Consider the following 23,654-nt stretch of genomic DNA (forward strand, 5'->3'; position numbering starts at 1 on the left):
GTGAGAATCACCGCCTTGACCGCTTGACCGGTCACGGTTGGGGCAACATGGGCTCTGTGTCTGCACTGCAGCGGCCCCGTGTCGGCCACATTCAGTTCTTGAACTGTCTTCCGATCTACTGGGGACTGATGCGCTCAGGCGCGCTGATCGACGTGGATCTGCACAAGGACTCGCCGGAGCGGCTCAACGCCGCGCTCGTCGCGGGTGACCTCGACATCGGCCCGATCTCGCTGGTGGAGTATCTTCGCAGCGCCGGGGACCTGCTCCTCCTGCCGGACCTCGCGGTCGGCAGCGACGGACCTGTCCTGTCCGTCAACATCGTGTCGACGGTCCCGCTGGACCGGCTCGACGACCGGCCGGTGGCCCTCGGCGCGACCTCGCGCACCGGCGTCCTGCTCGCGCAGATGTACCTCGAGACGTACGTCGGTGTCCGCCCGACGTACTTCCGCAGCCCGCCCGACCTGGCCCGCATGCTGGACGAGGCGGACGCCGCCGTGATCATCGGCGATGTGGCCCTGCGGGCGCTGCACGACTCGCCGCAGCACGGCTGGCAGGTCACCGACCTGGGCCAGGCCTGGCGCGACTGGACCGGCCTGCCGATGGTCTTCGCCGCCTGGGCGGTGCGCCGGGACTTCGCCACCGCGCACCCCGGCCTGGTCAAGGACGTGCACGAGGCGTTCCTGCGCTCGAGGGAGCTCTGCCTGACCGAGCTCGACGAAGTCGCCGAGGCGGCGGCGCGCTGGGAGACGCTGTCGGCGGCGACGCTGGCGCACTACTTCCGCACGCTGGACTTCTCGCTCGGTGATCGGCAGGTGGCCGGGCTGCACGAGTTCGCCCGGAGGGCCGCCGCGCTGGGCGCGGTGCCCCCGCTACCGCCGGCCGGCCCGGCCTTCTTCAAAGGCTGACCCGCCCCGCACACCCCCCATCTACGTCGATCATGCGCAGCGCAACGCCGCCGCCCCCTTCTGCGTTGATCATGCAGTTATGGTGCCTTGACACTCCCAGAATGTCGGGTTTGTCAGGCACCACAACTGCATGATCAACGCAGAAAGGGGGCGGGCGGTCAGGCCTGGAGTTGGCGGGTGACGGTGGAGCAGATGTTGGCGCCGTAGTTCATGCCCTTCGACGCCGGGTACACGGTCAGGACGCCCAGCACCCAGTCGGTGCCGATGGCCATGCAGTTGACGTGCCACTTGCCGTCGCTGCGGGCGATCCAGCCGTTCTTCACCGCAGTCGTCGCCTTCTCGGTCTCGGGCAGTGCCGGGACGATGCCGAACTCCTGGCTCGACGACACGTTGCGCATCTCGTTGAGGACCCAGTCGGTCCACTTCGGACCGGCGGCGCGGCCGTCGCCGATGCAGGCGCCCATGCGCACGGCGTCGCGAGCCGAGACCATCGTGCTGGCCCAGTCGATGTAGTACCTGCTGTCGGTCAGCCCGCAGATCTGGACCAGCCGCGCGATGCTCGCCGCCCTGCCGTTGAGGCCCCAGAAGTACGAGGCGGCGGTGTTGTCGCTGTTGCGGATCATGATGCTGAGCTGCCGGAGGTTCGACTGGCTCGGGTTGGTGGTCCGGCGCAGGTAGTCGGACGCCAGCCACGCCTTGATCATCGAGGCCGTGCGCTGCGTCGTCGCGGCGTTCGCCGAGCCCGCCATCTCACCGGTACGGCGGTCGAGCACGGTCCACGACCAGAAGCCCGTCGCGTCGACGGCCACCGTCGCGGGGTGCAGTAGCGCCGGGGGGAACGCGGGCGCGGGCGGAGGCGCCGGTGCGGCCTTGCGAGCCGGGGCGTCCGACGGCGCCGGACTCCCGGCGAACGGGGCCGGGGCGGCGGCGTCCGACCGGTTGTGGCTCAGCACGTCGCTGCCCCACAGGTACGGCACCACGACCAGCGCCGCGCCGAGGAGTAGTACGAATATGACAAATCCGACGCGCTTGCGCATGGATCGGTGATCCTTCCCTGGCGATCGGCCCTATTGCAGCGATCGCCGGTCATGAGCAGGTGTTGCCGGTGTTAACACCTCGTATGGGACATCTGGGTTCCATGGGACGCGAGGGACAGTCTCTCGTTCCGGGGCGCGGCTTGCAGGCCAAACAGGCTCAAAAGTCACTGGTGGTTGACTCAAGTCGGCGTCGTGCGACTGTGACAATTTCTTGCAGTGGCGGTCGGTTGCTGTAACACTGAGGGGGTGTACGGCAACGATTTCGGCCCACTCCTCGATCAGGTCGACAGCGCCGAGCGTGACCTCCGGCAGGCCGCTGACCGGGCCGTCGAAAACGACGGTGACCCGCAGGGATACTTCGACGCGATCGTCGCCGCCGACCAGAAGGTCGAGCCCCGGGACTGGATGCCGGAGGCGTACCGCAAGACGCTGATCCGGCAGATCGCGCAGCATGCGCACTCCGAGATCATCGGCATGCAGCCCGAGGGCAACTGGATCTCGCGCGCGCCGTCCCTCAAGCGCAAGGCGATCCTGCTGGCCAAGGTCCAGGACGAGGCCGGCCACGGGTTGTATCTCTACGCGGCGGCCGAGACGCTCGGCATCTCCCGGCAGGAGCTGGTCGAGATGCTGATCGAGGGGCGCCAGAAGTACAGCTCCATCTTCAATTACCCGACGCTGAGCTGGGCGGACGTCGGCGCGATCGGCTGGCTCGTCGACGGGGCCGCGATCGTCAACCAGGTGCCGCTGTGCCGCTGCTCCTACGGACCTTATGCGCGGGCGATGATCCGCATCTGCAAGGAGGAGTCGTTCCACCAGCGTCAGGGGTACGAGATCCTGTACACCCTGTCGCACGGCACGCCCGAGCAGAAGGCGATGGCCCAGGACGCGGTCGACCGCTGGTGGTATCCGTCGCTGGCGATGTTCGGCCCGTCCGACAGCGACTCCACCCATTCCGAGCAGTCGATGACCTGGAAGATCAAGCGGTTCTCCAACGACGAGCTGCGGCAGCGGTTCGTGGACATGTGCGTGCAGCAGGCGGGCGTGCTCGACCTGCGGATTCCCGACCCGGACCTGCGCTGGAACGCCGAGCGCGGCGCCCACGACTACACACAGCCCGACTACGACGAGCTCATGCAGGTCATCAAGGGCAACGGTCCGTGCAACCGGCAGCGCATCGAGCACCGCAGGCGTGCACATGAAGAGGGCGCCTGGGTGCGCGAGGCCGCTGCCGCCCACGCCGCGAAGAAGGCGGTGGCGCATGTCTGAGCCGCTGTGGGAGGTCTTCGTCCGGCCGCGCCGGGGACTGTCGCACGCCCACGTCGGCAGCCTGCACGCCCCCGACGCCGAGATGGCGCTGCGCAACGCGCGTGACGTCTACACGCGCCGCCAGGAGGGCGTGTCCATCTGGGTCGTTCCGGCCGGCGCGATCACGGCGAGCAGTCCCGACGAGAAGGACGCGTTCTTCGACCCCGCGGCCGACAAGGTGTACCGGCATCCGACGTTTTACGCCGTGCCGGAAGGTGCTGAACACATATGATCCGGTTTGGGGACGTGCTGGGTCTCGCCGACGACGCGCTGATCGCGGCGCAGCGGCTCGGCGAGTGGTGCTCACGCGCGCCGGAGATGGAAGAGGACATCGCGCTGGCCAACATCGCGCTGGACCAGCTCGGCGCGGCGCGGCTGCTATTCGCCTACGCCGGTGAGCTGGAGGGCCACGGCCGCAGCGAGGACGACTTCGCCTTCCTGCGCGGCGATCGCGAGTTCCGTAACGTGCAGCTCGTCGAGCTGGCCAACGGCGATTTCGCGGTCACCATGGCCAAGCTGCTGTTTCTCTCCGCCTACCAGCGGTTGCTCTACGACCGCCTGGCCGGCGGCACCGACGAGCGGCTGGCGGCGATCGCGGCGAAGGCTCGCAAGGAGTCCGCGTACCACGTCGACCACAGCTCCCGCTGGGTCGTCCGCCTCGGTGACGGCACGGACGAGTCGCACCGCCGCATGCAGAGCGGGGTCGACGCCGTCTGGCCGTACACGCACGAGTTGTTCGAGGGTTCCTCGGCCGACCTCCGCGAGCCCTGGCTGGCCGAGATCGACAAGGTGTTCGCCGAGGCCACCCTGACCCGGCCGGCCGACGGCTGGGCGCCGACCGGCGGACGGCGGGGCCTGCACACCGAGGCCCTGTCGCGGCTGCTCGCGGAGATGCAGGTGCTGCACCGGGCACACCCGGGGGCGACGTGGTGACGACCGCTCAGGTCGTTGATCTCGTCGCGGCGGTCCGCGATCCTGAGCTGCGGGTCGTCACGATCGGTGAGCTGGGCATCGTGCGGGACGTCGCCGTGCGCGACGACCGCGTCACCGTGACAATCACACCGACCTACTCCGGCTGTCCCGCCATGGACATGATCCGCTCCGACATAGAGGCGGCCCTGCACGCCGCCGGGTTCGCCGAAGTCGCTGTCGACACCGTGCTGTCACCGGCCTGGAGCACCGACTGGATCAGCGAGCCGGGCCGGCGGAAGCTGGCCGAGGCCGGCATCGCGCCGCCCGCCGCCGGTGGCCACCGACCCGTGTCGCTGTCCCTGACCGTCCGATGTCCGCGGTGCGGGTCGCCGGACACCGAGGAACTGTCCCGGTTCGGGTCGACCGCCTGCAAATCACTGCGGCGCTGCCGCGCCTGTCTCGAGCCTTTTGATGCGGTGAAGACCCTATGACCGTTTCCATCACGCGTCCCGCCAAGCGGCGACCCACGTTCCACCGGCTGGCGGTCGTCGACGTGGAGCGCCTGACCGACGACGCGGTCGCGGTGACGTTCGACGTGCCGCCCAGGCTGCGGCCGGTGTTCGAGTTCCGAGCCGGGCAGCACCTGACCGTCCGCCGGGAGGAGATCCGCAGGTCGTACTCGATCTGCTCCACCCCGGCGACGCTCGCCGAGGAAGGCGTCCTGCGCATCGGGATCAAGCGGGTCCCGGGCGGGGCGTTCTCGACGTTCGCCCTGTCGGCACTCGCCCCCGGCGACGAGGTCGACGTGATGCCGCCGTTGGGCCACTTCACCAGCGCGTTCTCCGCCGAGCGGACCCGGCACTATGCGGGCGTCGTCGCAGGGTCGGGGATCACGCCGGTGCTGTCGCTGACGGCGACCGCCCTGGCCGTCGAGCCCGGCAGCCGGTTCACGCTGATCTACGGCAACCGGGCCGCCGGCACCGTCATGTTCGCCGAGGAACTGGCCGACCTGAAGGACCGGTACCGGGATCGGCTGCACGTCATCCATGTGCTCTCCCGTGAGGCGCAGGAGTCGCCGCTGCTGTCCGGTCGGCTCGACCAGGAGCGCATCGGGCGGATCCTCGACGCGCTGGTCCCGCCGGGGACGGTCGACGAGTGGTTCCTCTGCGGGCCGTACGGCATGGTTCTGGACACCCGCGTCGCGCTGAGCGTGCGCGGGGTGCCCGACGCCCAGGTGCACACCGAACTCTTCCACGTCTCCGACACGCCGCCGATCGCCGCCGAGGAGCCGACGCCCGCGGAGGGGCCCGGCGCGGAGGTCACCGTCGTGCTCGACGGGCGGAAGTCGACGTTCACGATGGCGCACGACGAGCGGATCCTAGACGCGGCGATGCGGCGGCGGCCCGAGTTGCCGTACTCGTGCAAGGGTGGCGTCTGCTCGACCTGCCGCGCCAAGATCGTCGAGGGTGAGGTCGAGATGGCTCGGAACTTCGCCCTGGAGCCCGACGAATTGGCCGCCGGCTATGTCTTGACCTGTCAGGCGATGCCGATCACCGAACGCGTCGTGGTCGACTACGACGCCTGACATTCTCTCCACGTCTGAAGGCGGGGATTCCAGCGGTCGCTCGCTGGGTTTCCTGCTTCGCCGACGACCGCTTCGTCCGAGAGGACTCTCGTTGAGGTCGCACACCGCCTCCACAGGCAATCACGGAGAGCCCCTCCGCGACCATGTGGCGGTTCTTGCGGTGGCGCGGACTTTCCTGTCCTGCTCCGCAGGGGTTCCGTTTGCTTTCCACGGCCAAGCCGGGGGTTTCCACGGAGGTTTCCGATGAGACCAATCCGGGTCGGTGGTCGCTCCGAATGAGCGACATGAGACCCGAGCACGAGGAGCTGCCCACGCAGCGGCTCGTCGCGGTGCCGACCCCGCAGCGGCGCGTCGACGCCGACGAACTGCTGGCCAGGGCCGCGCGCGGTGACGAGCGCGCCTTCGCCGAGCTCTATGGCCTGGTGTCGGCCCGCGTGTACGGGCTGATCCGCCGCGTCCTGCGCGACCCCGCCCAGTCGGAGGAGGTCATGCAGGAGGTGATGGTCGAGGTGTGGCGGACCGCCGCCCGCTACGACGGCACCCGCGGCAGCGCCACCGCCTGGGTGTTCACGATCGCGCACCGGCGGGCCGTCGACCGGGTCCGTTCCGAGCAGGCCGGCATCGAGCGCGTACGGCGGGTGGCGGCGGTCAGCGCCGAGACGCCGTACGACGACGTGGTCGAGTCGGCGACGGCGCGCATCGAGCAGCAGCAGGTCCGCCGATGTCTCGACGGCCTGACCGACCTGCAGCGGGAGGCCATCACGCTGGCCTACTACGGCGGCAACAGCTATCGGGAGGTCGCGGACCAGCTCGGCACGGCCCTGCCGACCATCAAGACGCGGATGCGGGACGGTCTGATCCGCATGCGGGACTGCTTGGGGGTGGCGCTCTCATGACCGGCCCGGAGCGGCCGGAGCGGAGCGGAGGGCGCATGACCGGGACCGTGGACATTCACGCGCTCGCGGGCGCCTACGCGTTGGACGCCGTGGACGACCTGGAGCGGGCCGCGTTCGACCGGCACCTGCGCGACTGCCCGTCCTGCGCCGTCGAGGTGGCGGAGCTGCGGGAGACCGTGGCGTGGCTGACACACCCGGTCGCCGAGGCGCCGCCGCCGCGGCTGCGGGAGTCCGTCATGGCGGAGATCGCGCGCACCCCGCAGGAGCGCAGCCGCCGGGCGCCGACCTCGCCCGGCCGCACGGCCCGGGACCGGCTGCGCCGCTGGGGCGTGACGGCGGTCGCCGCCGCCGTGCTGGCCGCCGGCGTCGGCGCCGGCACCTGGGTGGTGGCCCAGCAGCAGGTCACCAACCTTCGCGACGAGAGCGCCCGCGTCGACGCGGTCCTGGCCGCGGCCGACGCCCGGCTGGTCAGCAAGGACATGGGCGGCGGCCGGGTCACGGTGGTGGTGTCCCCGTCCCGCGACGCGGCCGTCGCCGTGCTCGACGGCCTGTCGTCTCCCGGCGACGGCAAGGCGTATCAGCTATGGATGATCGGCGATTCGCCGCGGCATGCGGGCCTGGTCCCCTCGGGAACCGGCCGTGTCTACGTGCCGTTCCTGGCGAAGGCCTTCGGCGTCACGGTAGAACCGGCCAACGGCTCTACCAAGCCAAGCTCCCCGCCGGTGGGCATCATCGACCTCTGACCGGCTACCGCTCGTTACCCTTGAGTAGCTCGTCCAGGGCCTTCATGTCGTCCTCGGACGGCTGCCAGGAGACGGCCGCGACGTTGGCCGCGACCTGAGCGGCCGACGTCGCCCCGGCGATCACGCTGGCCACCGCCGGCTTGGCCGCCAGGGCCCCGATCGCGAGGGTGAGCAGGTCGATGCCGTGCTCGTGGGCGAACGCCTCCAGCCGCTCGATGACGTCCCACGGCGCCTCGGCCAGGACCTTCGCGTAGCCGACCCGGTCGAGCCGCGAGCCGACCGGCGCCGACTCCCCACGGTGGTACTTGCCGGTCAGTAGCCCGCTGGCCAGCGGAAAGTACGGCAACAGGCCCAGCCCGAACCGCTGCGCCGCCGGGACGAGCTCCTGCTCCGGCTCGCGGTGCAGCAGCGAGTATCGGTTCTGGGCGCTCACGAACGGTGTGAGCTGCTTCGTCCCGGCGACCCAGGCGGCGTCGGCGGTCTCCCAGCCGGTGAAGTTGGAGTGACCGAGGTATCGCACCTTGCCCGACCGCACGAGGTCGTCGAGCGCGCCGAGGGTCTCCTCGATCGGTGTTTCCGGGTCGGGCGCGTGCAGTTGGTAGAGGTCGATGTAGTCGGTGCCGAGGTTGCGCAGCGACGCCTCGACGGCTCGGAAGATGTATCGCCGGCTGCCCCGCGCGCCCCAGTCGGGCCCGTAGGCGCCACGCACGTCCATGCCGAACTTGGTCGCGACGACGGCCTCGTCGCGGCGCTTGCCGAGGCTCGCACCCAACGTCCGCTCCGAGTCGCCGGGTGCGTTGCCGTAGACGTCAGCGGTGTCGAAGAGCGTGACGCCATGGTCGAGCGCGGCGTGGACGACCTCCGCCGCTTGGGTCGCGTCGATCCGGCCGCCGAAGTTGTTGCAGCCGATTCCGAGCACCGAGACGGGAAGCCCGGACCTGCCGAGACGGCGATAGCGCATGTCAGTCACACTCGTGATCCTAAGCACGGCTGAACGCCACGGCTCACCCGCTGGGTACGCTCTGGGTTGTGACGGAAACTCCGGTGATCAGCGAGATACTGCAGCGAGCGGCCGGCGGCGGGCGGATCAGCCCGGAAGAGGCGCTGCTGCTCTACACCGACGCGCCGTTCCACGAGCTCGGTGAGGCCGCCGACACCGTGCGTCGCCGACGCTATCCGGACAACATTGTCACCTACATCATCGACCGCAACATCAACTACACCAACGTCTGCGTGACGGCCTGCAAGTTCTGCGCGTTCTACCGGGCGCCGAAGCACGCCGAGGGCTGGACCCACAGCACCGAGGAGATCCTGCGCCGGTGCGCGGAGGCGGTCGAGCTCGGTGCCACGCAGGTGATGTTGCAGGGTGGACATCATCCCGACTTCGGCGTCGAGTACTACGAGGAGCTGTTCTCCGCCGTCCACTCCGCCTTCCCGGACCTGGTCATCCACTCGATCGGGCCGTCCGAGGTGCTGCACATGGCGAAGGTCTCCGGCGTCTCCATCGACGAGGCGATCACCCGGATCAAGGCCGCGGGCCTGGCCTCCATCGCGGGTGCGGGCGCGGAGATGCTGCCCGCCCGGCCGCGGCGCGCGATCGCGCCGCTGAAGGAGTCGGGCGAGCGCTGGCTCGAGGTCATGGCGGCGGCGCACCGGCTCGGTGTGTCGTCGACCGCGACGATGATGATGGGCACCGGCGAGACCAATGCCGAGCGGATCGAGCACCTGCGCCTCATCCGGGACGTCCAGGACCTCGCGGTCGGCAACGGCTACGAGGGCAGCTTCCGGTCGTTCATCCCGTGGACCTATCAGCCGGAGAACAACCACCTGAAGGGCCGCACACAGGCCACCAGCCTGGAATACCTGCGGTTGATCGCCGTGGCGCGGCTGTTCTTCGACAACGTGGACCACCTGCAGTCGTCCTGGCTGACCACCGGCAAGGACGTCGGCCAGGTGTCGCTGCACATGGGTGTCGACGACCTGGGCTCGATCATGCTCGAGGAAAACGTGATCTCCTCCGCCGGTGCCCGTCACCGCTCCCGCCTCACCGAGCTGGTGCAGATGATCCGCGACGCGGACCGCGTCCCGGCCCAACGCGACACCGAGTATCGGCACATGCGGGTCCACTGGACCCCCGCCGACGACCCGACCGACGAGCGGGTGCAGTCGCACTTCTCCTCGATCGCCCTGCCCGGCGGCGGCGCCGGCCGCTCCCTGCCGCTGACGCCGGTGAACTCATGACCCGCGCCTCGCTGGAGAAGGAGCCGCACGAGGTCGCGGCGATGTTCGACGGGGTGGCCCGTCGCTATGACCTGACCAACACCGTGCTCTCGGGCGGCCAGGATCGCATGTGGCGGCGTGAGACGCGGCTCGCCCTGGGCCTGAAGCCGGGGGAGCGGGTGCTGGATCTCGGCGCCGGAACCGGCGTCTCCACCCTCGAGCTGGCCAAGTCCGGCGCGTTCGCCGTGGGCGTGGACCTGTCGATCGGGATGCTCCAGGCCGGCCGCGCGAGGCGCCCGACGGTGTCGCTGCTGGCCGGCGACGCGCTGGCCCTGCCGTTCGCGGACGAGACCTTCGACGCGGTGACGATCTCCTTCGCGCTGCGCAACGTCAGCGACACCGAGGCCGCCCTGCGTGAGATGGCGAGGGTCACAAAACCCGGTGGCCGATTGGTCGTCTGTGAGTTCAGCCACCCGACCTGGCGACCGTTCCGTGGTGCCTACATGGGCTATCTGATGCGCGCCCTGCCCCAGGTGGCGAAACGGGTGTCGAGCAACCCGGACGCCTACGTCTATCTGGCCGAGTCGATCCGTGCCTGGCCGGACCAGGAAGGACTGTCGGCCCGGATCGCCGGCAGCGGCTGGCGCAAGGTGGCGTGGCGCAATCTCACCGGCGGTGTGGTGGCGCTGCACCGCGGCTTCCGGATCTGACCGCACCGCCTCACCACCGCACCGGGGTCAGGCGGTCGAGGCAGGCCCGCAGCTCGGCCACGACCTCGGTGGGGTGACCGGTCAGGTCGCCCCAGGTGAGCGCGGTGACCGTCCATCCGGCGGCTGCCAGCCGGACGGCTCGCTCCCGTCGCCGGGCGGCGATCTCCTGCTTCGGCTCCGCGTCGTCGGTGCCCAGCTCCGGCCCGGGTCCCAGGTCGAGCACCAACTTGGCCTCCGGGAAGACGACGTCGCCGAGGCCGATCAGGCCCCACCGGTCGTTGATCGGCTCGTGCAACTGCCAGCCCCAGATCCCGGCTCGCTGCAGCAGCCGGACCATGAGTTGCAGCGCGGCGCTGCGGTCGCCGAAGGCCACCGTCCTGATCAGGCGGACGAGCCGGGGAGTGCCGTGGCGGCCGGTCATGTCCCGGATGCGCTCGGCCAACTCGGGCATCGTCGTCCAGCCCTCCTCCAACGCCTTGGTCAGCAGTGCCGTCGCGGCCGCGTCCGGCAGCAGGCGGGCGCAGTCGAACAGCGTGCGACCCAGGGTGGTCGTCGCCACTCCGTCCACCTGGACGACGTCCGTGGGCGGTGGCTCCTCATGGAGCACGTGCACCTGCCGGCGCCGGATCCGCCGGGGATAGGCGACGAAGGTGGCGGTGCTCGGCACCTCGATGCGGTGCCACCGGGCGGCCGACGGGCCGGCGAGGACGGCGCCGGGCAGCGCCAGCACGGCCGCCGCGTCCCGCAGCCTGGGGGTGATCTCCAGGCCTCGGTCGGCGTAGACGTCCCGAACGACGACGGTCCAGTCGCCGGTCCGGCACTTCGTCTTGATCTTGGATTCGCTGTATCCGCAGTTCAGGGCCTGTGTGCGGGTGAAGAGTCCGCGCTGTGCGGTGGCGTGTGCGTCGAGCCGGTCACGGTCCGGCTGCCCGGGGTTCATGATGACCGAGGATTGTCATCCGGTCGCCGGCTGTCGACAGTAGAGATTTTCCTGTGGATAACCCAGAGCCATGATCACGATTTGTCGGGCAGAACGCCCACCGAGCAGCGATGCTGTCGACCGAGTCGGCGATCTAGGTGACGCCCTGGGTGAAAAATTAGGGTCGCCTAACTGACGGTGGGCCACCCAGCGGTTCTAGACTTCCCCCGGAGTACTTTGTGAAGACTTTCACGAGCGGGATGACAGCAGTGGCCAACGGCGGCCAGGCGAAGAACGACAGGTAGAACCGAAGGGCAAGGAGGTGTGACGGCTGTGACCGACACCGGGAAAGACGCGGATGTCATCGTCGTCGGCGCCGGACCTGGCGGCTCTTCCGCCGCGTTCCACCTGGCTCGCCACGGCCTGCGGGTGCTGCTGCTGGAGAAGACCGAGTTCCCGCGGGAGAAGGTCTGCGGTGACGGGCTGACACCCCGGGCCGTCAAGCAGTTGATCAAGATGGGGATCGACACCACCGAAGAGAAGGGCTGGCTGCGCAACCGTGGCCTGCGTGTGATCGGTGGCGGCATCCGTCTTGAGCTCGACTGGCCCGAGCTCGCGAGCTTCCCCGACTACGGGTTGACCCGCACGCGCATGGACTTCGACCAGATGCTCGCGACCGCGGCGACCGACGCCGGCGCCATCCTGCGCACAGGCACCAACGTGGGCGGCCCGATCCTCGACCGCACCGGTCGTGTGGTCGGCGTGACGGCGACCGGGCCGGACAAGGAGCCGCTGGAGTTCCGTGCGCCGCTGGTCATCGCCGCCGACGGGGTCTCCGGCCGGTTCGCACTGGCGCTGGGCATCGCCAAGCGTGAGGACCGCCCGATGGGCGTCGCCGTCCGGCAATACTTCCGCAGCGAGACGCGGCACGACGACGACTACCTCGAGTCGTGGCTCGAGCTGCGCAGCCGTGAGTCGGGCGACAAGCTTCTGCCGGGTTACGGCTGGATCTTCGGCCTGGGTGACGGCCGCGTCAACGTCGGCCTCGGCGTGCTCAACAGCAGCGTCGCCTACGGCAAGACCAACTACCGCACGCTGCTGACCGACTGGGTCGACAACACGCCCGCCGAGTGGGGGCTCTCCGACCCGGCCAACGCCGAGGGCAAGCCCCAAGGCGCGGCGCTGCCGATGGGCTTCAACCGGGTGCCGCACTACTCCCGGGGCGTGCTGCTCGTCGGTGACAGCGGTGGCATGGTCAACCCCTTCAACGGCGAGGGGATCGCCTACGCCATGGAGTCCGGCGAGCTGGCGGCGGAGATCGCCGTCCAAGGTCTCGCCCGCCCTTCGGGCACGGCGCGGGAGCGCGCGCTCGCCCACTATCCGGCCGAGCTCAAGGCCCGCTACGGCGGCTACTACCGGCTCGGGAACATCTTCGTGAAGCTCATCGGTCAGCCGCAGATCATGCGGGTGGCCACCAAACATGGCATGCCACACCCCACCCTCATGCGGTTTGTGCTCAAGCTCCTCGCCAACCTCACCGACCCGCGAGGGGGCGACGCCATGGACCGCGTGATCAACGCAATGACCCGGCTGGCACCGGCTGCCTAGCCGCAAATGCACAGCCCAAGGCCACATTTGGGGTGCCCCGGACGAAGCCGTCCGGACATCACCGAATAGTGTAAACCCGCATACAGCTTGAGTGGTCCCAGCGGCAACCACCCCGCCGGGCTCGCCGAAAGGACGGAGCAGCACGATGTCGCTCGCGCCGTACGTACCGATTCTCGGGCTCTTCGCCCTCGCCGCAGCCTTCGCGCTGTTCTCGGTGGCGGTCGCCCCGTTCGTCGGGCCGCGCCGGTTCAACAAGGCGAAGCTCGACGCCTACGAGTGCGGCATCGAACCGACGCCGCAGCCCGTCGGCGGTGGCCGCTTCCCGATCAAGTTCTACTTGACCGCGATGCTGTTCATCGTCTTCGACATCGAGATCATCTTCCTCTACCCGTGGGCTGTGAACTTCGACGCGCTCGGCCTCTTCGGGTTCGTGGAGATGGTGCTGTTCATCGTCACCGTGTTCGTCGCCTTCGCCTACGTGTGGCGGCGCGGCGGGCTGGATTGGGACTGAGCCATGGGCATCGAGGAAAAGGTACCGACCGGCGTTCTGCTGACCACCGTCGAGAAGCTGGTCAACTGGTCACGTAAGGCGAGCTTCTGGCCGGCCACGTTCGGCCTGGCCTGCTGCGCCATCGAGATGATGGCGACCGGCGCGGCACGCTACGACCTGGCGCGTTTCGGCATGGAGGTCTTCCGGGCCAGCCCCCGCCAGGCCGACCTGATGATCGTCGCCGGCCGCGTGAGCCAGAAGATGGCCCCGGTCCTGCGCCAGATCTACGACCAGATGCCCGAGCCCAAGTGGGTGCTCTCGATGGGCGTCTGCGCGTCGAGCGGCGGCATGTTCAACAACTACGCGATCGTCCAGGGCGTCGATCACATCGTGCCCGTCGACATGTATCTGCCTGGCTGCCCGCCGCGGCCGGAGATGCTGATCGACGCGATCCTGCGGCTGCACGACAAGGTCATGGCCGAGCCGCTTGGCGACCGGCGCCGCCGCGCGATCGAGGCGCGGGTCAAGGCGCGGGTCGAGCGCGACGGCGCCCCGGTGGTGGCCCCCGGCGCGATGCCGTCGAGCTACCGGTTCAACAAGGCGAAGCGCGCCGAGTGGACCAAGGCCGCCGAGCAAGGGCGCGAAGAGCAGTTGCGCATCCAGAAGTGGATGGAAGAGCGGGCGAACCTGTCCGGAGGTACGAAGTGACTGAGGTAGAGCCGGTCGGTGCCGAGCTGGGCGCCTCCGCGCAGCAGCCGCCGTCGAGCGGCGCCGGGCGGGGCATGTTCGGCGTGCAGGGAACCGGTGACACGTCCGGCTTCGGCGGTCTCCAGCGGCGCCGCGCGGTGGAGCTCGACTCGCCCCGGCCGTTCGGCGGCGAGTTCGACGAGGTCGTCGACGCGCTCGAAGAGGCCTACACCGGCTTCAACGACGCGATCGAGCGGATCGTGGTCGACCGCGGCGAGCTGACGCTGCACATCGTGCCCGAGCGCATCGCCGAGGTCTGCCAGGCCATGCGCGACGACCCGGCCCTGCGGTTCGAGCTGTGCTCCTCCGTCTCCGGCGTCGACTACCTCGGCTCCGACGGCCGTCGGCTGCACGTGACGTATCACCTGACGTCGCTGACGTTCCGCCGCCGGGTCCGTCTCGAGGCGGCCGTGACCGCCGAGGTTCCGCACCTGCCGAGCGTCACCCAGGTCTACCCGACCGCCGACTGGCAGGAGCGCGAGACCTACGACATGTTCGGCGTCGTCTTCGACGGTCACCCCAACCTGACCCGGATCCTCATGCCGGACGACTGGGAGGGCTTCCCGCAGCGGAAGGACTACCCGCTCGGCGGCGTGCCGGTCGAGTACAAGGGTGCGGAGATCCCACCGCCGGACCAGCGGAGGAGTTACCAGTGACGGAGCGGATGCGGAGTCACAAGATGGCTCAGGTTTCAGGGCGTCGGGACGCCGAGCGAAGCGAGGTGGCCCGATGACCACCGATTACGCGAGCTCGCGCGAGACCACCGAGGGCCGGGTCTTCACCGTCACGGGTGGCGACTGGGACACGGTCGTCGACGAGGCCGGCTCCGAGGAGCGCATCGTCGTCAACATGGGGCCGCAGCACCCCTCGACGCACGGCGTGCTCCGCCTGGTGCTCGAGCTGGAAGGCGAGACGGTCACCGAGGCGCGCACCGTCATCGGCTACCTGCACACCGGCATCGAGAAGAACCTCGAGTTCCGCAACTGGACGCAGGGCTCGACGTTCGTCACGCGCATGGACTACCTCGCGCCGATGTTCAACGAGACCGCCTACTGCATGGCGGTCGAGAAGCTGCTCGGCATCGAGGACCAGATCACCGAGCGGGCGAAGACGATCCGGGTCCTGATGATGGAGCTCAACCGGATCTCGTCCCACCTGGTGTGGCTCGCCACGACGGGCATGGAGCTCGGCGCTCTGTCGATGATGATCTACGGCTTCCGTGAGCGTGAGTACGTCCTCGACATCTTCGAGCTGACTTCCGGCCTCCGGATGAACCACGCGTACATCCGTCCCGGCGGCCTGGCGCAGGACCTGCCGGACGAGGCGGCGGCGAAGATCCGCGAGCTCCTCGAGTGGATGCCCGAGCGCATCGACATGTACGAGGACCTGCTCTCCGGCAACACCATCTGGCGGGAGCGCACGCAAGGCGTGGCCGTCCTCGACATGGCCGGCTGCCTGGCGCTGGGCATCACCGGTCCGGTGCTGCGCTCCGCCGGCCTGGCCTGGGATCTCCGCAAGACGCAGCCGTACCTCGGATACGAGACCTACGACTTCGCGGTGCCCACCGAGCCGACCGGTGACGCGTGGGGCCGCTACAAGGTCCGGCTCAACGAGATGCGGGAGTCCGTCAAGATCATCCGGCAGGCGATGGACCGCCTGGAGCCGGGTCCGATCATGATCGGCGACAAGAAGATCGCGTGGCCCGCACAGTTGGCCATCGGCGGCGACGGCCTGGGCAACTCGCTGGAGCACGTCGCGAAGATCATGGGCCAGTCCATGGAGGCCCTGATCCACCACTTCAAGCTGGTGACCGAGGGCTTCCGGGTCCCGCCCGGTCAGGTCTACGTGCCGATCGAGGCGCCCCGCGGCGAGCTCGGCGTGCACGCCGTCTCCGACGGAGGCACGCGCCCCTTCCGCGTGCACTACCGCGAGCCCAGCTTCGTCAATCTGCAGGCGATCCCGGTCATGGCCGAAGGCGGACTCCTCGCCGACGTCATCGTGGGCGGCGCCTCGCTCGACCCCGTCATGGGTGGGTGTGATCGTTGATGGTGTTCAGTGAGGTCACGCGTGACCGCGCGCGTCAGATCATCGCGCGCTACCCCGAGGGCCGCTCGCGCTCCGCGCTGCTGCCGCTGCTGCACCTGGTGCAGTCGGAAGAGGGCTACGTCTCCGCGGACGGCATCTCGTTCTGCGCGGAGGTGCTCGGCCTGACCAAGGCTGAGGTCGGCGCCGTGGCGACGTTCTACACCATGTACAAGCGTAAGCCGACCGGCGACTGGCTGGTCAGCGTCTGCACCAACACCATGTGCGGCGTGCTCGGCGGCGACAAGGCGTACCAGGCCCTGAGCGACTACCTCGGGGTCGGCCACGACGAGACGACCGCCGACGGGCGGATCACGCTGGAGCACGCCGAGTGCCTCGCGGCCTGCGACTACGCGCCCGTGATGACGGTCAACTACGAGTTCTTCGACCAGGTCACCGAGGACAGCGCGCTGGGGCTGGTCAAGCAGTTGCAGAACGGCGAGCGCCCGCAGCCGACCCGTGGCACGCGGCTGTGCACGCTGAAGGAGATGGCGGTGCAGCTCGCCGGCTTCGCTGACGACCGCGGCGACGAGGTCGTCGCCGAAGGCACCGCGGGCGGCCCGACGCTGGCCGGCAACCGGCTCGCCGAGCGGTTCGCGATCGCCGTCCCCGGGTTCGACCCCGAGACGCCGATCGCCAAGAAGGCCGACGCGCCGCCACCCAAGGCACCGGAGACCGCACCGAAGCCCGCCTCCGACGCGAAGCCGGCAGGTGACGGTCCGCTGCCGCAGAAGGAGGCCAAGTGACCCTCGACTACCAGCCCTCGCAGGAGTCGCTGTCGAAGCTGACGCCGGTGCTCACCAAGCGCTGGCTGTCGCCCGACGCGTGGAAGATCGACGTCTACGAGCGCCTCGACGGCTACACCGCGCTGCGCAAGGCGCTGAAGGCCCACCCGGACGAGCTGATCCAGCTCGTCAAGGACTCGGGCCTGCGCGGCCGTGGCGGTGCCGGCTTCCCGACCGGCATGAAGTGGGGCTTCATCCCGCAGAACGACGGCAAGCCGCACTACCTGGTCGTCAACGCCGACGAGGGCGAGCCGGGCACCTGCAAGGACCTGCCGCTGATGATGGCCGACCCGCACGCGCTGGTCGAAGGGGTCATCATCGCCTCCTACGCGATCCGGGCCAACTTCGCCGCGATCTACATCCGGGGCGAGGCGGTCCACGCGGCCCGCCGGCTGCGTGCGGCGGTTCAGCAGGCCTACGCCAAGGGCTACCTGGGCACCAACATCCTGGGCAGCGGCTTCGACCTCGACGTGGTCGTCCACAGCGGAGCCGGCGCCTACATCTGCGGCGAGGAGACGGCGCTGCTCGACTCCCTGGAGGGGTACCGCGGACAGCCCCGGCTGCGCCCGCCCTTCCCGGCGACGCACGGGCTCTACGCCTCGCCGACGGTCGTCAACAACGTCGAGACGATCGCCAGCGTGCCCTACATCGTGCTCGGCGGCTCCCAGTGGTTCCGCAGCATGGGCACCGAGAAGTCGCCGGGCCCGAAGATCTACTCGATCTCCGGGCGGGTCAACAGTCCGGGTCAGTACGAGTGCGGCCTCGGCGTCACGCTGCGGCAGCTCATCGACCTGGCGGGCGGCATGCAGCCCGGCCACAAGCTGAAGTTCTGGACGCCGGGCGGCTCTTCGACGCCGATGCTCACCGACGAGCACCTCGACACGCCGATGGACTTCGAGGGCATGGCGGGCGTCGGCACGATGCTCGGCACCACCGCCGTCCAGGTCTTCTCCGACCAGGACGACATCGTCTACGCGACCTACCGCTGGATCGCGTTCTACCACCACGAGTCCTGCGGCAAGTGCACCCCGTGCCGCGAGGGCAACTACTGGATGGTGCGGATCCTGCACCGCATCCTCGCCGGCCAAGGCACCCACCGGGATCTCGACACCCTGCTGGACGCCTGCGACAACCTGCTGGGCCGCTCGTTCTGCGCGCTCGGTGACGGTGCGACCAGCCCGGTGACGTCCTCGATCAAGTACTTCAAGCAGGACTACCTGGACTACATCGAGGGCCGCAAGGCCCCGATGTTCAAGGGCGAGCTGGTAGGAGCCCACTGATGACCGACGTGGTTCCCAAGGTCGACACCGTCAAGCTGACGATCGACGGCATCGAGGTCGAGGCGCCCAAGGGTGCACTCGTCATCCGGGTCGCCGAGCAGATGGGCATCTCGATCCCGCGCTTCTGCGACCACCCGCTGCTGGCCCCGGCCGGTGCCTGCCGGCAGTGCCTGGTCGACATCGAGGGGCAGCGCAAGCCGGTGGCGTCCTGCACGCAGCCGGTGGCCGAGGGTATGGTCGTACGGACCCAGATGACCTCCGACGTGGCCAAGAAGGCCCAAGAGGGCATCATGGAGTTCCTCCTGATCAACCACCCGCTCGACTGCCCGGTGTGCGACAAGGGTGGCGAGTGCCCGCTGCAGAACCAGGCGATGAGCAACGGTCAGGCGGAGTCGCGGTTCGTCGAGCACAAGCGGGAATACCCGAAACCGCTGCCGATCAGCACGCAGGTGCTGCTCGACCGCGAGCGGTGCGTGCTCTGCCAGCGCTGCACCCGGTTCTCCGACGAGATCGCCGGTGACAAGTTCATCGACCTGATGGAGCGGTCGTCCAACGAGCAGATCGGCGTCTTCCGCGGCGACCCCGACTCGCCGGCCGACGACGCGCCGTTCAACTCCTACTTCTCCGGCAACACCATCCAGATCTGCCCGGTCGGCGCGCTGACCAGCTCGCAGTACCGCTTCCGCGCCCGGCCCTTCGACCTGGTGTCGACGCCGAACACGTGCGAGCACTGCGCGGCCGGCTGTGACCAGCGGGCCGACCACCGCCGCGGCAAGGTCATGCGCCGCCTGGCCGGCGACGACCCGGCGGTCAACGAAGAGTGGAACTGCGACAAGGGCCGGTTCGCCTTCCAGTACGTCAACGCAAATGACCGCCTGACCACGCCGCTGGTGCGTGACGGCAAGACCGGGGAGCTGCGTGCGGCGAGCTGGCCCGAGGCGATCGCCACCGCGGCGGCCGGCCTGGCGGCGGCGAAGGACAACGGCGGCGTCGGCGTCCTGACCGGTGGCCGGCTGACCGTCGAGGACGCATACGCGTACTCGAAGTTCGCCCGCATCGCCCTCGGCACCAACGACATCGACTTCCGCGCCCGGCCGCTGTCGGCCGAGGAGACCGAGTTCCTCGGCTCGCACGTCGTGGGCCGGGCCGAGGTCACCTACGCCGATATCGAGCGGGCCCCCGCGGTGGTCTTCGTCGGGCTGGAGCCCGAGGAGGAGTGCCCGATCATCTTCCTGCGGACCCGCAAGACCTATCTCAAGCGCGGCCTGGCCAGCTACGCCGTCGCGCCGTTCGTCAGCCGCGGGTTCGAGAAGCTCGGCTCCACCGTCATCCTCACCGCGCCTGGTGCCGAGGCGGAGGTGCTCGGCGCGTCCGAGCAACTGCGCGAGGCGCTGTCGGCGGAGGGCGCGATTCTGTTCGTCGGCGAGCGGCTCGCGAGCGTCGAAGGCGGCCTGTCCGCCGCGGCGCGGCTCGCCGAGTCCACCGGCGCCCGGCTCGCGTGGGTTCCCCGCCGAGCCGGCGACCGGGGCGCGGTCGAGGCCGGCGCGCTGCCGACCCTGCTGCCCGGCGGTCGACCGGTCTTCGACCCGGCCGCGCGCAGCGAGGTCGCGACGGCGTGGAGCCTCGACGCGGGTGTACTGCCCAGCGCCTCCGGCCGTGACACCGACGGCATCGTCGCCGCCGCGCGCGACGGCCGGCTCGGGGCGTTGCTCGTCGCCGGCGTCGACCCGGCCGACCTGGCCGACCCGCTGGCGGCCGAGGAGGCCCTCGACAACGTCGGGTTCGTGGTCAGCCTGGAGCTGCGGGCGAGCGCCGTCACCAGGCGGGCCGACGTCGTCTTCCCGGTCGCCGCGGCGGTCGAGAAGAGCGGCTCCTTCGTCAACTGGGAGGGCCGGGTCCGGCCGTTCGGCACCGTGCTCAAGACCCCGGCGATGAGCGACGCGCGGGTGCTCGACACGCTGGCCCGCGAGTTGGGCGTCCAGTTGGGCGTCGGCGACGTCACCACGGTCCGTGCGCAGCTCGCCGCGCTGGCCCAGCTACCGCTGCCGGGCACGGCGACGGTCGGCCTGGTCGGTGCCGGCACCAGCACCCGGGGCACCGCCCCGTCGGTGGCGCCCGGCACGGTCGCCCAGCCGGCCGGCGGCCAGGCGATCCTCGCCTCCTGGCACCACCTGATCGACAACGGCTCGCTGCAGGACGGCGACGGCCACCTGGCCGGCACCGCCCGCCCCGCCGTGGTCCGGATCTCCAAGAGCACCGCGGCCGACCTCGGTGTGGTCGACGGCGACGCGGTGACGGTCGGCACCGGGCGGGGTGCGATCACCCTGCCGGCGCTCGTCACCGACATGGTCGACGGGGTCGTGTGGATCCCGACGAACTCACCGGGCTCGACCCTGCGCCGCACGCTCGGCGTCGCCGAGGGCGCGCTGGTCGAGATCAGCACTGGGGGTAGCACAAAATGACGCCTCTCGCGTACGGCAACCTGGACCAGTTCGGCAAGGACCCATGGTGGCTGGTGCTGGCCAAGGTCGTCGTGATCTTCGCCTTCCTGGTCGTCATGACGCTCTTCGCCATCTGGTACGAGCGGCGCGTCGTCGCCCGGATGCAGGTCCGGCCCGGCCCGAACCGCAACGGCCCCTTCGGTCTGCTGCAGTCGCTGGCCGACGGCCTGAAGCTGGCGTTCAAGGAAGACATCATGCCGAAGATGGCCGACAAGGTCGTCTTCTTCTTCGCGCCGGTCATCTCGACCGTCTGCGCGTTCACCGCGTTCTCGGTCATGCCGTTCGGCCCGACGGTGTCGATCTTCGGCCACCAGTCGCCGCTGCAGCTCACCGACATCCCGGTGGCGGTGCTGCTGGTGCTGGCCTGCTCGTCGATGGGCATCTACGGCATCGTGCTGGGCGGCTGGGCCTCCGGCTCGACCTACCCGTTGCTGGGTGGTCTGCGGTCGAGCGCGCAGATGATCTCGTACGAGGTGGCGATGGGCCTGTCCATCGTCTCGGTCTTCCTGGTGGCCGGCACCATGTCGACCTCGGGGATCGTCGAGGCGCAGGCGGGCAACGGCACGATCGGCATCGGTAGCTGGACCTTCGACGCCCCGGCCTGGTACGCGATTTTGCTGCTGCCGAGCTTCCTGATCTACTTCACCTCCGCGGTCGGTGAGACCAACCGCGCACCGTTCGACCTGCCCGAGGCCGAGTCCGAGCTGGTCGGTGGCTTCCACACCGAATACTCGTCGCTGAAGTTCGCGCTGTTCTTCCTCGCCGAGTACATCAACATGGTCACCGTCTCCGGCCTGTGCGCGACGCTGTTCCTCGGCGGCTGGCGGGCCCCGTGGCCGATCTCGCTCTGGGACGGCGCGAACCACGGCTGGTGGCCGGTGCTCTGGTTCACCATCAAGGTCCTCCTGCTGCTGTTCGTCTTCGTGTGGCTCCGCGGCACGCTGCCCCGGCTGCGCTACGACCAGTTCATGCGATTCGGCTGGAAGGTGCTGATCCCGGCCAACCTGGTGTGGATCCTGGCGCTGTCGGGCATCCGCCTCATGCAGAAGGGCGAGCTGAGCACCGGCAACCGGGTCGGCATCGGCGCCGGGATCGCCGTGCTGGTCCTGCTCGTGCTGGTCATGGTCGGCATGCAGCGCGGCCGCAAGGACGTCCTCGCCGACATGCCGAAGCCGGACCCCGGCGGCCGGGTCGGCGGTGCCAACGGCTTCCCGCTGCCTCCGATGAACCTCGAGGTGCCGCCGAGCCCGCGGGCCAAGCGCGTGATCGTCGAGCGGGAAACCGTCTCGACCAGCAAGGAGAGCTGACAACATGAGCATCGGTGGGACTCTGAAGGGTTTCGGGGTCACCTTCTCGCACATGTTCAAGAAGGTGGTCACCGAGGAGTACCCGGAGCAGCGCAAGCCACCAGCGCCGCGCTACCACGGGCGGCACATCCTCAACCGGTGGCCGGACGGTCTCGAGAAGTGCATCGGCTGCGAGCTGTGCGCGTGGGCCTGCCCCGCGGACGCGATCTTCGTCGAGGGCGCCGACAACACCGAAGAGGCTCGCTTCTCGCCCGGTGAGCGGTACGCGCAGACGTACCAGATCAACTACGCGCGCTGCATCTTCTGCGGCCTGTGTATCGAGGCCTGCCCGACCCGTTCGCTCACCATGAGCAACGAGTACGAGCTGGCCCGGGACAACCGCCGCGACCTGATCTTCACCAAGGAGCAGTTGCTCGCGCCGCTGCTGCCGGGGATGGAGCGCCCGCCGCACGACATGCGGCTCGGCGACTCCGAGAAGGACTACTACGTCGGCGCGCTGGAGAACCCCGGCACCTCGGCCGGCGCCGAGCGGTACAAGGGGGCCGGCTCGTGAACCTCTCACTGCAGCTACTGGCCGCGTCCGGCGACGTGAAGGGCGGTGAGGCCGCCGCCTTCTGGATCCTCGCGCCGCTCGCGGTGCTGGGGGCCATCGGCATGGTCTGGGCCCGCAACGCGGTGCACTCCGCGCTGTTCCTGGTGATCACGATGATGTGCCTGGGCGTGTTCTACGTCCTGCAGGCCGGGCCGTTCATCGGCATGGTACAGATCATCGTCTACACCGGCGCGATCATGATGCTGTTCCTGTTCGTGCTGATGCTCGTCGGTCGTGACTCGTCCGACTCGCTGATCGAGACGTTGCGCGGGCAACGGATGGCCGCCATAGCGCTGGGCGTCGGCCTGGCGCTGCTGCTGGGTATCGGCCTGTACCGCGCGCTCGGCGGCAGCACCCCGCAGGGCCTCGCGAACGCCAACTCGGCGGGCAACGTGATCGGCATCTCCCGGCTGTTGTTCACCAAGTACGTCTTCGTCTTCGAGGTCACCTCGGCGCTGCTGATCACGGCGGCGGTGGGCGCGATGATCCTGGCCCACATCGAGAAGCGCAAGGAAGACAAGGTCAGCCAGCCGGAGCTCATGGTGGCGCGGTTCCGCCCGGGCAACTACCCGGCGCCGAAGCCGGGCCCCGGCGTGTTCGCCACCTCCGACTCGGTGGCGACGCCCGCGCGGCTGCCTGACGGTACGCCGGCGGACCGCAGCATCTCCAAGATCCTCCCGACCCGGGAGTTGACGTCCGCCGACGTCGCACCTAAGGGGACCGAGAAGTGACTCCGACGTACTACATCGTCCTCGCGGCGATCCTGTTCACGATCGGTGCAGTCGGCGTGCTCATCCGCCGGAACGCGATCGTGCTGTTCATGTGCATCGAGTTGATGCTGAACGCGGCCAACCTCGCGCTGGTCACGTTCAGCCGGATCAACGGCACGCTCGACGGGCAGATCATGGCGTTCTTCGTCATGGTCGTGGCGGCGGCCGAGGTCGTCGTCGGCCTGGCGATCATCATGTCGATCTTCCGGACTCGGCGCTCTGCCAGCGTCGACGACGCGAACCTGCTGAAGTACTAAGGA

The 23,654-nt window shown here is 69.4% G+C and carries 25 protein-coding genes; 22 read left to right on the forward strand and 3 right to left on the reverse strand.

Going from position 1 to position 23,654, the window contains the following annotated elements; genetic code table 11:
- Positions 1–47: 47 nt before the first annotated feature.
- Positions 48–905 carry a menaquinone biosynthetic enzyme MqnA/MqnD family protein gene (locus Drose_RS00900; RefSeq protein WP_260726277.1) on the forward strand — a complete coding sequence of 286 codons (858 nt, stop codon included), beginning with the start codon at positions 48–50 and terminating at the stop codon, positions 903–905.
- A gap of 158 nt (positions 906–1,063) precedes the next feature.
- Here the strand turns inward: Drose_RS00900 and Drose_RS00905 are convergent, their stop codons facing one another.
- Positions 1,064–1,942 carry a serine hydrolase gene (locus tag Drose_RS00905; protein ID WP_260726278.1) on the reverse strand — a complete coding sequence of 293 codons (879 nt, stop codon included), beginning with the start codon at positions 1,940–1,942 and terminating at the stop codon, positions 1,064–1,066.
- A 246-nt stretch (positions 1,943–2,188) separates the two neighbouring features.
- On the opposite strand from Drose_RS00905, the gene paaA reads away from it, so the two are divergent.
- The 7 genes from paaA to Drose_RS00940 all read left to right on the forward strand — a co-directional run bounded on the left by paaA (position 2,189) and on the right by Drose_RS00940 (position 7,383).
- Positions 2,189–3,208 carry a 1,2-phenylacetyl-CoA epoxidase subunit PaaA gene (gene paaA / locus Drose_RS00910; protein ID WP_260726279.1) on the forward strand — a complete coding sequence of 340 codons (1,020 nt, stop codon included), beginning with the start codon at positions 2,189–2,191 and terminating at the stop codon, positions 3,206–3,208.
- Positions 3,201–3,479, forward strand: coding sequence for a 1,2-phenylacetyl-CoA epoxidase subunit PaaB (gene paaB, locus Drose_RS00915; RefSeq protein ID WP_259860692.1), 279 nt, complete (start codon positions 3,201–3,203; stop codon positions 3,477–3,479). The genes paaA and paaB overlap by 8 nt, the downstream gene beginning before the upstream one ends.
- The gene (gene paaC, locus Drose_RS00920; RefSeq protein ID WP_260726280.1) at positions 3,476–4,180 is read left to right on the forward strand and encodes a 1,2-phenylacetyl-CoA epoxidase subunit PaaC; all 705 of its coding nucleotides are present in this window, start codon (positions 3,476–3,478) and stop codon (positions 4,178–4,180) included. Before paaB ends, paaC begins: the two co-directional genes overlap by 4 nt.
- Complete coding sequence (gene paaD / locus Drose_RS00925) at positions 4,177–4,650, forward strand: 1,2-phenylacetyl-CoA epoxidase subunit PaaD (protein ID WP_260726281.1); 474 nt, start codon at positions 4,177–4,179, stop codon at positions 4,648–4,650. Before paaC ends, paaD begins: the two co-directional genes overlap by 4 nt.
- Positions 4,647–5,744, forward strand: a complete 1,098-nt coding sequence (paaE, locus tag Drose_RS00930; RefSeq protein WP_260726282.1) for a 1,2-phenylacetyl-CoA epoxidase subunit PaaE — start codon at positions 4,647–4,649, stop codon at positions 5,742–5,744. Before paaD ends, paaE begins: the two co-directional genes overlap by 4 nt.
- 275 nt (positions 5,745–6,019) lie before the next feature.
- Positions 6,020–6,640: an ECF RNA polymerase sigma factor SigK gene (sigK, locus tag Drose_RS00935; protein ID WP_260726283.1), complete on the forward strand. Its 621-nt coding sequence runs from the start codon at positions 6,020–6,022 to the stop codon at positions 6,638–6,640.
- 35 nt (positions 6,641–6,675) lie between these two features.
- Positions 6,676–7,383, forward strand: coding sequence for an anti-sigma factor (locus Drose_RS00940; protein ID WP_260726284.1), 708 nt, complete (start codon positions 6,676–6,678; stop codon positions 7,381–7,383).
- 4 nt (positions 7,384–7,387) lie between these two features.
- On the opposite strand, the gene Drose_RS00945 is transcribed toward Drose_RS00940, so the two are convergent.
- A complete protein-coding gene (locus tag Drose_RS00945) occupies positions 7,388–8,344 on the reverse strand; it encodes an aldo/keto reductase (RefSeq protein WP_260729560.1) in 957 nt (318 codons plus the stop codon).
- A 68-nt stretch (positions 8,345–8,412) separates the two neighbouring features.
- Here Drose_RS00945 and mqnC point away from each other — a divergent pair, with 68 nt between their 5' ends.
- Both mqnC and Drose_RS00955 read left to right on the forward strand, forming a co-directional pair.
- Positions 8,413–9,624, forward strand: coding sequence for a cyclic dehypoxanthinyl futalosine synthase (mqnC, locus tag Drose_RS00950; RefSeq protein WP_260726285.1), 1,212 nt, complete (start codon positions 8,413–8,415; stop codon positions 9,622–9,624).
- A complete protein-coding gene (locus Drose_RS00955; RefSeq protein ID WP_260726286.1) occupies positions 9,621–10,313 on the forward strand; it encodes a demethylmenaquinone methyltransferase in 693 nt (230 codons plus the stop codon). Before mqnC ends, Drose_RS00955 begins: the two co-directional genes overlap by 4 nt.
- A gap of 10 nt (positions 10,314–10,323) precedes the next feature.
- On the opposite strand, the gene Drose_RS00960 is transcribed toward Drose_RS00955, so the two are convergent.
- Positions 10,324–11,253 (reverse strand): hypothetical protein, encoded by a 930-nt coding sequence (locus Drose_RS00960; RefSeq protein WP_260726287.1) that lies wholly within the window; start codon positions 11,251–11,253, stop codon positions 10,324–10,326.
- Positions 11,254–11,565: 312 nt separating this feature from the next.
- Between Drose_RS00960 and Drose_RS00965 the strand changes: the two genes are divergently transcribed.
- The 12 genes from Drose_RS00965 to nuoK all read left to right on the forward strand — a co-directional run bounded on the left by Drose_RS00965 (position 11,566) and on the right by nuoK (position 23,651).
- Complete coding sequence (locus Drose_RS00965; protein WP_260726288.1) at positions 11,566–12,840, forward strand: geranylgeranyl reductase family protein; 1,275 nt, start codon at positions 11,566–11,568, stop codon at positions 12,838–12,840.
- 145 nt (positions 12,841–12,985) lie between these two features.
- Positions 12,986–13,351 (forward strand): NADH-quinone oxidoreductase subunit A, encoded by a 366-nt coding sequence (locus tag Drose_RS00970; protein WP_260726289.1) that lies wholly within the window; start codon positions 12,986–12,988, stop codon positions 13,349–13,351.
- 3 nt (positions 13,352–13,354) lie between these two features.
- Entirely contained in the window at positions 13,355–14,038 is a 684-nt protein-coding gene (locus Drose_RS00975; protein WP_260726290.1) for a NuoB/complex I 20 kDa subunit family protein, read from the forward strand.
- Positions 14,035–14,733, forward strand: coding sequence for an NADH-quinone oxidoreductase subunit C (locus tag Drose_RS00980; RefSeq protein WP_260726291.1), 699 nt, complete (start codon positions 14,035–14,037; stop codon positions 14,731–14,733). Before Drose_RS00975 ends, Drose_RS00980 begins: the two co-directional genes overlap by 4 nt.
- Positions 14,734–14,806: 73 nt before the next feature.
- Positions 14,807–16,123, forward strand: a complete 1,317-nt coding sequence (locus Drose_RS00985; protein ID WP_260726292.1) for an NADH-quinone oxidoreductase subunit D — start codon at positions 14,807–14,809, stop codon at positions 16,121–16,123.
- Positions 16,120–16,905, forward strand: coding sequence for an NADH-quinone oxidoreductase subunit NuoE (gene nuoE / locus Drose_RS00990; RefSeq protein WP_313899986.1), 786 nt, complete (start codon positions 16,120–16,122; stop codon positions 16,903–16,905). The genes Drose_RS00985 and nuoE overlap by 4 nt, the downstream gene beginning before the upstream one ends.
- Positions 16,902–18,224 carry an NADH-quinone oxidoreductase subunit NuoF gene (gene nuoF, locus Drose_RS00995; protein WP_260726293.1) on the forward strand — a complete coding sequence of 441 codons (1,323 nt, stop codon included), beginning with the start codon at positions 16,902–16,904 and terminating at the stop codon, positions 18,222–18,224. The genes nuoE and nuoF overlap by 4 nt, the downstream gene beginning before the upstream one ends.
- A complete protein-coding gene (locus tag Drose_RS01000; protein WP_260726294.1) occupies positions 18,224–20,686 on the forward strand; it encodes an NADH-quinone oxidoreductase subunit G in 2,463 nt (820 codons plus the stop codon). Before nuoF ends, Drose_RS01000 begins: the two co-directional genes overlap by 1 nt.
- Complete coding sequence (gene nuoH / locus Drose_RS01005) at positions 20,683–22,032, forward strand: NADH-quinone oxidoreductase subunit NuoH (protein ID WP_260726295.1); 1,350 nt, start codon at positions 20,683–20,685, stop codon at positions 22,030–22,032. The genes Drose_RS01000 and nuoH overlap by 4 nt, the downstream gene beginning before the upstream one ends.
- 4 nt (positions 22,033–22,036) lie before the next feature.
- Positions 22,037–22,585, forward strand: a complete 549-nt coding sequence (gene nuoI, locus Drose_RS01010; protein WP_313899987.1) for an NADH-quinone oxidoreductase subunit NuoI — start codon at positions 22,037–22,039, stop codon at positions 22,583–22,585.
- Positions 22,582–23,355: an NADH-quinone oxidoreductase subunit J gene (locus tag Drose_RS01015; RefSeq protein WP_260726296.1), complete on the forward strand. Its 774-nt coding sequence runs from the start codon at positions 22,582–22,584 to the stop codon at positions 23,353–23,355. Before nuoI ends, Drose_RS01015 begins: the two co-directional genes overlap by 4 nt.
- Entirely contained in the window at positions 23,352–23,651 is a 300-nt protein-coding gene (gene nuoK / locus Drose_RS01020) for an NADH-quinone oxidoreductase subunit NuoK (RefSeq protein ID WP_190254991.1), read from the forward strand. The genes Drose_RS01015 and nuoK overlap by 4 nt, the downstream gene beginning before the upstream one ends.
- Positions 23,652–23,654: the final 3 nt, after the last annotated feature.

Origin of the sequence: Dactylosporangium roseum (assembly GCF_025264685.1) — a bacterium.
In the GTDB taxonomy this organism is placed as follows: Bacteria; Actinomycetota; Actinomycetes; order Mycobacteriales; family Micromonosporaceae; genus Dactylosporangium; species Dactylosporangium roseum.

Excerpts from the sequence above, each read along its gene's own strand:
- Drose_RS00900 (WP_260726277.1), top strand. The coding sequence starts at position 48 with ATGGGCTCTGTGTCTGCACTGCAGCGGCCCCGTGTCGGCCACATTCAG.
- Drose_RS00905 (WP_260726278.1), bottom strand. The coding sequence starts at position 1,942 with ATGCGCAAGCGCGTCGGATTTGTCATATTCGTACTACTCCTCGGCGCG.
- paaB (WP_259860692.1), top strand. The coding sequence starts at position 3,201 with ATGTCTGAGCCGCTGTGGGAGGTCTTCGTCCGGCCGCGCCGGGGACTG.
- paaC (WP_260726280.1), top strand. The coding sequence starts at position 3,476 with ATGATCCGGTTTGGGGACGTGCTGGGTCTCGCCGACGACGCGCTGATC.
- paaE (WP_260726282.1), top strand. The coding sequence starts at position 4,647 with ATGACCGTTTCCATCACGCGTCCCGCCAAGCGGCGACCCACGTTCCAC.
- sigK (WP_260726283.1), top strand. The coding sequence starts at position 6,020 with ATGAGCGACATGAGACCCGAGCACGAGGAGCTGCCCACGCAGCGGCTC.
- Drose_RS00940 (WP_260726284.1), top strand. The coding sequence starts at position 6,676 with ATGACCGGGACCGTGGACATTCACGCGCTCGCGGGCGCCTACGCGTTG.
- Drose_RS00945 (WP_260729560.1), bottom strand. The coding sequence starts at position 8,344 with ATGCGCTATCGCCGTCTCGGCAGGTCCGGGCTTCCCGTCTCGGTGCTC.
- Drose_RS00955 (WP_260726286.1), top strand. The coding sequence starts at position 9,621 with ATGACCCGCGCCTCGCTGGAGAAGGAGCCGCACGAGGTCGCGGCGATG.
- Drose_RS00960 (WP_260726287.1), bottom strand. The coding sequence starts at position 11,253 with ATGAACCCCGGGCAGCCGGACCGTGACCGGCTCGACGCACACGCCACC.
- Drose_RS00970 (WP_260726289.1), top strand. The coding sequence starts at position 12,986 with ATGTCGCTCGCGCCGTACGTACCGATTCTCGGGCTCTTCGCCCTCGCC.
- Drose_RS00975 (WP_260726290.1), top strand. The coding sequence starts at position 13,355 with ATGGGCATCGAGGAAAAGGTACCGACCGGCGTTCTGCTGACCACCGTC.
- Drose_RS00985 (WP_260726292.1), top strand. The coding sequence starts at position 14,807 with ATGACCACCGATTACGCGAGCTCGCGCGAGACCACCGAGGGCCGGGTC.
- Drose_RS01000 (WP_260726294.1), top strand. The coding sequence starts at position 18,224 with ATGACCGACGTGGTTCCCAAGGTCGACACCGTCAAGCTGACGATCGAC.
- nuoH (WP_260726295.1), top strand. The coding sequence starts at position 20,683 with ATGACGCCTCTCGCGTACGGCAACCTGGACCAGTTCGGCAAGGACCCA.
- nuoI (WP_313899987.1), top strand. The coding sequence starts at position 22,037 with ATGAGCATCGGTGGGACTCTGAAGGGTTTCGGGGTCACCTTCTCGCAC.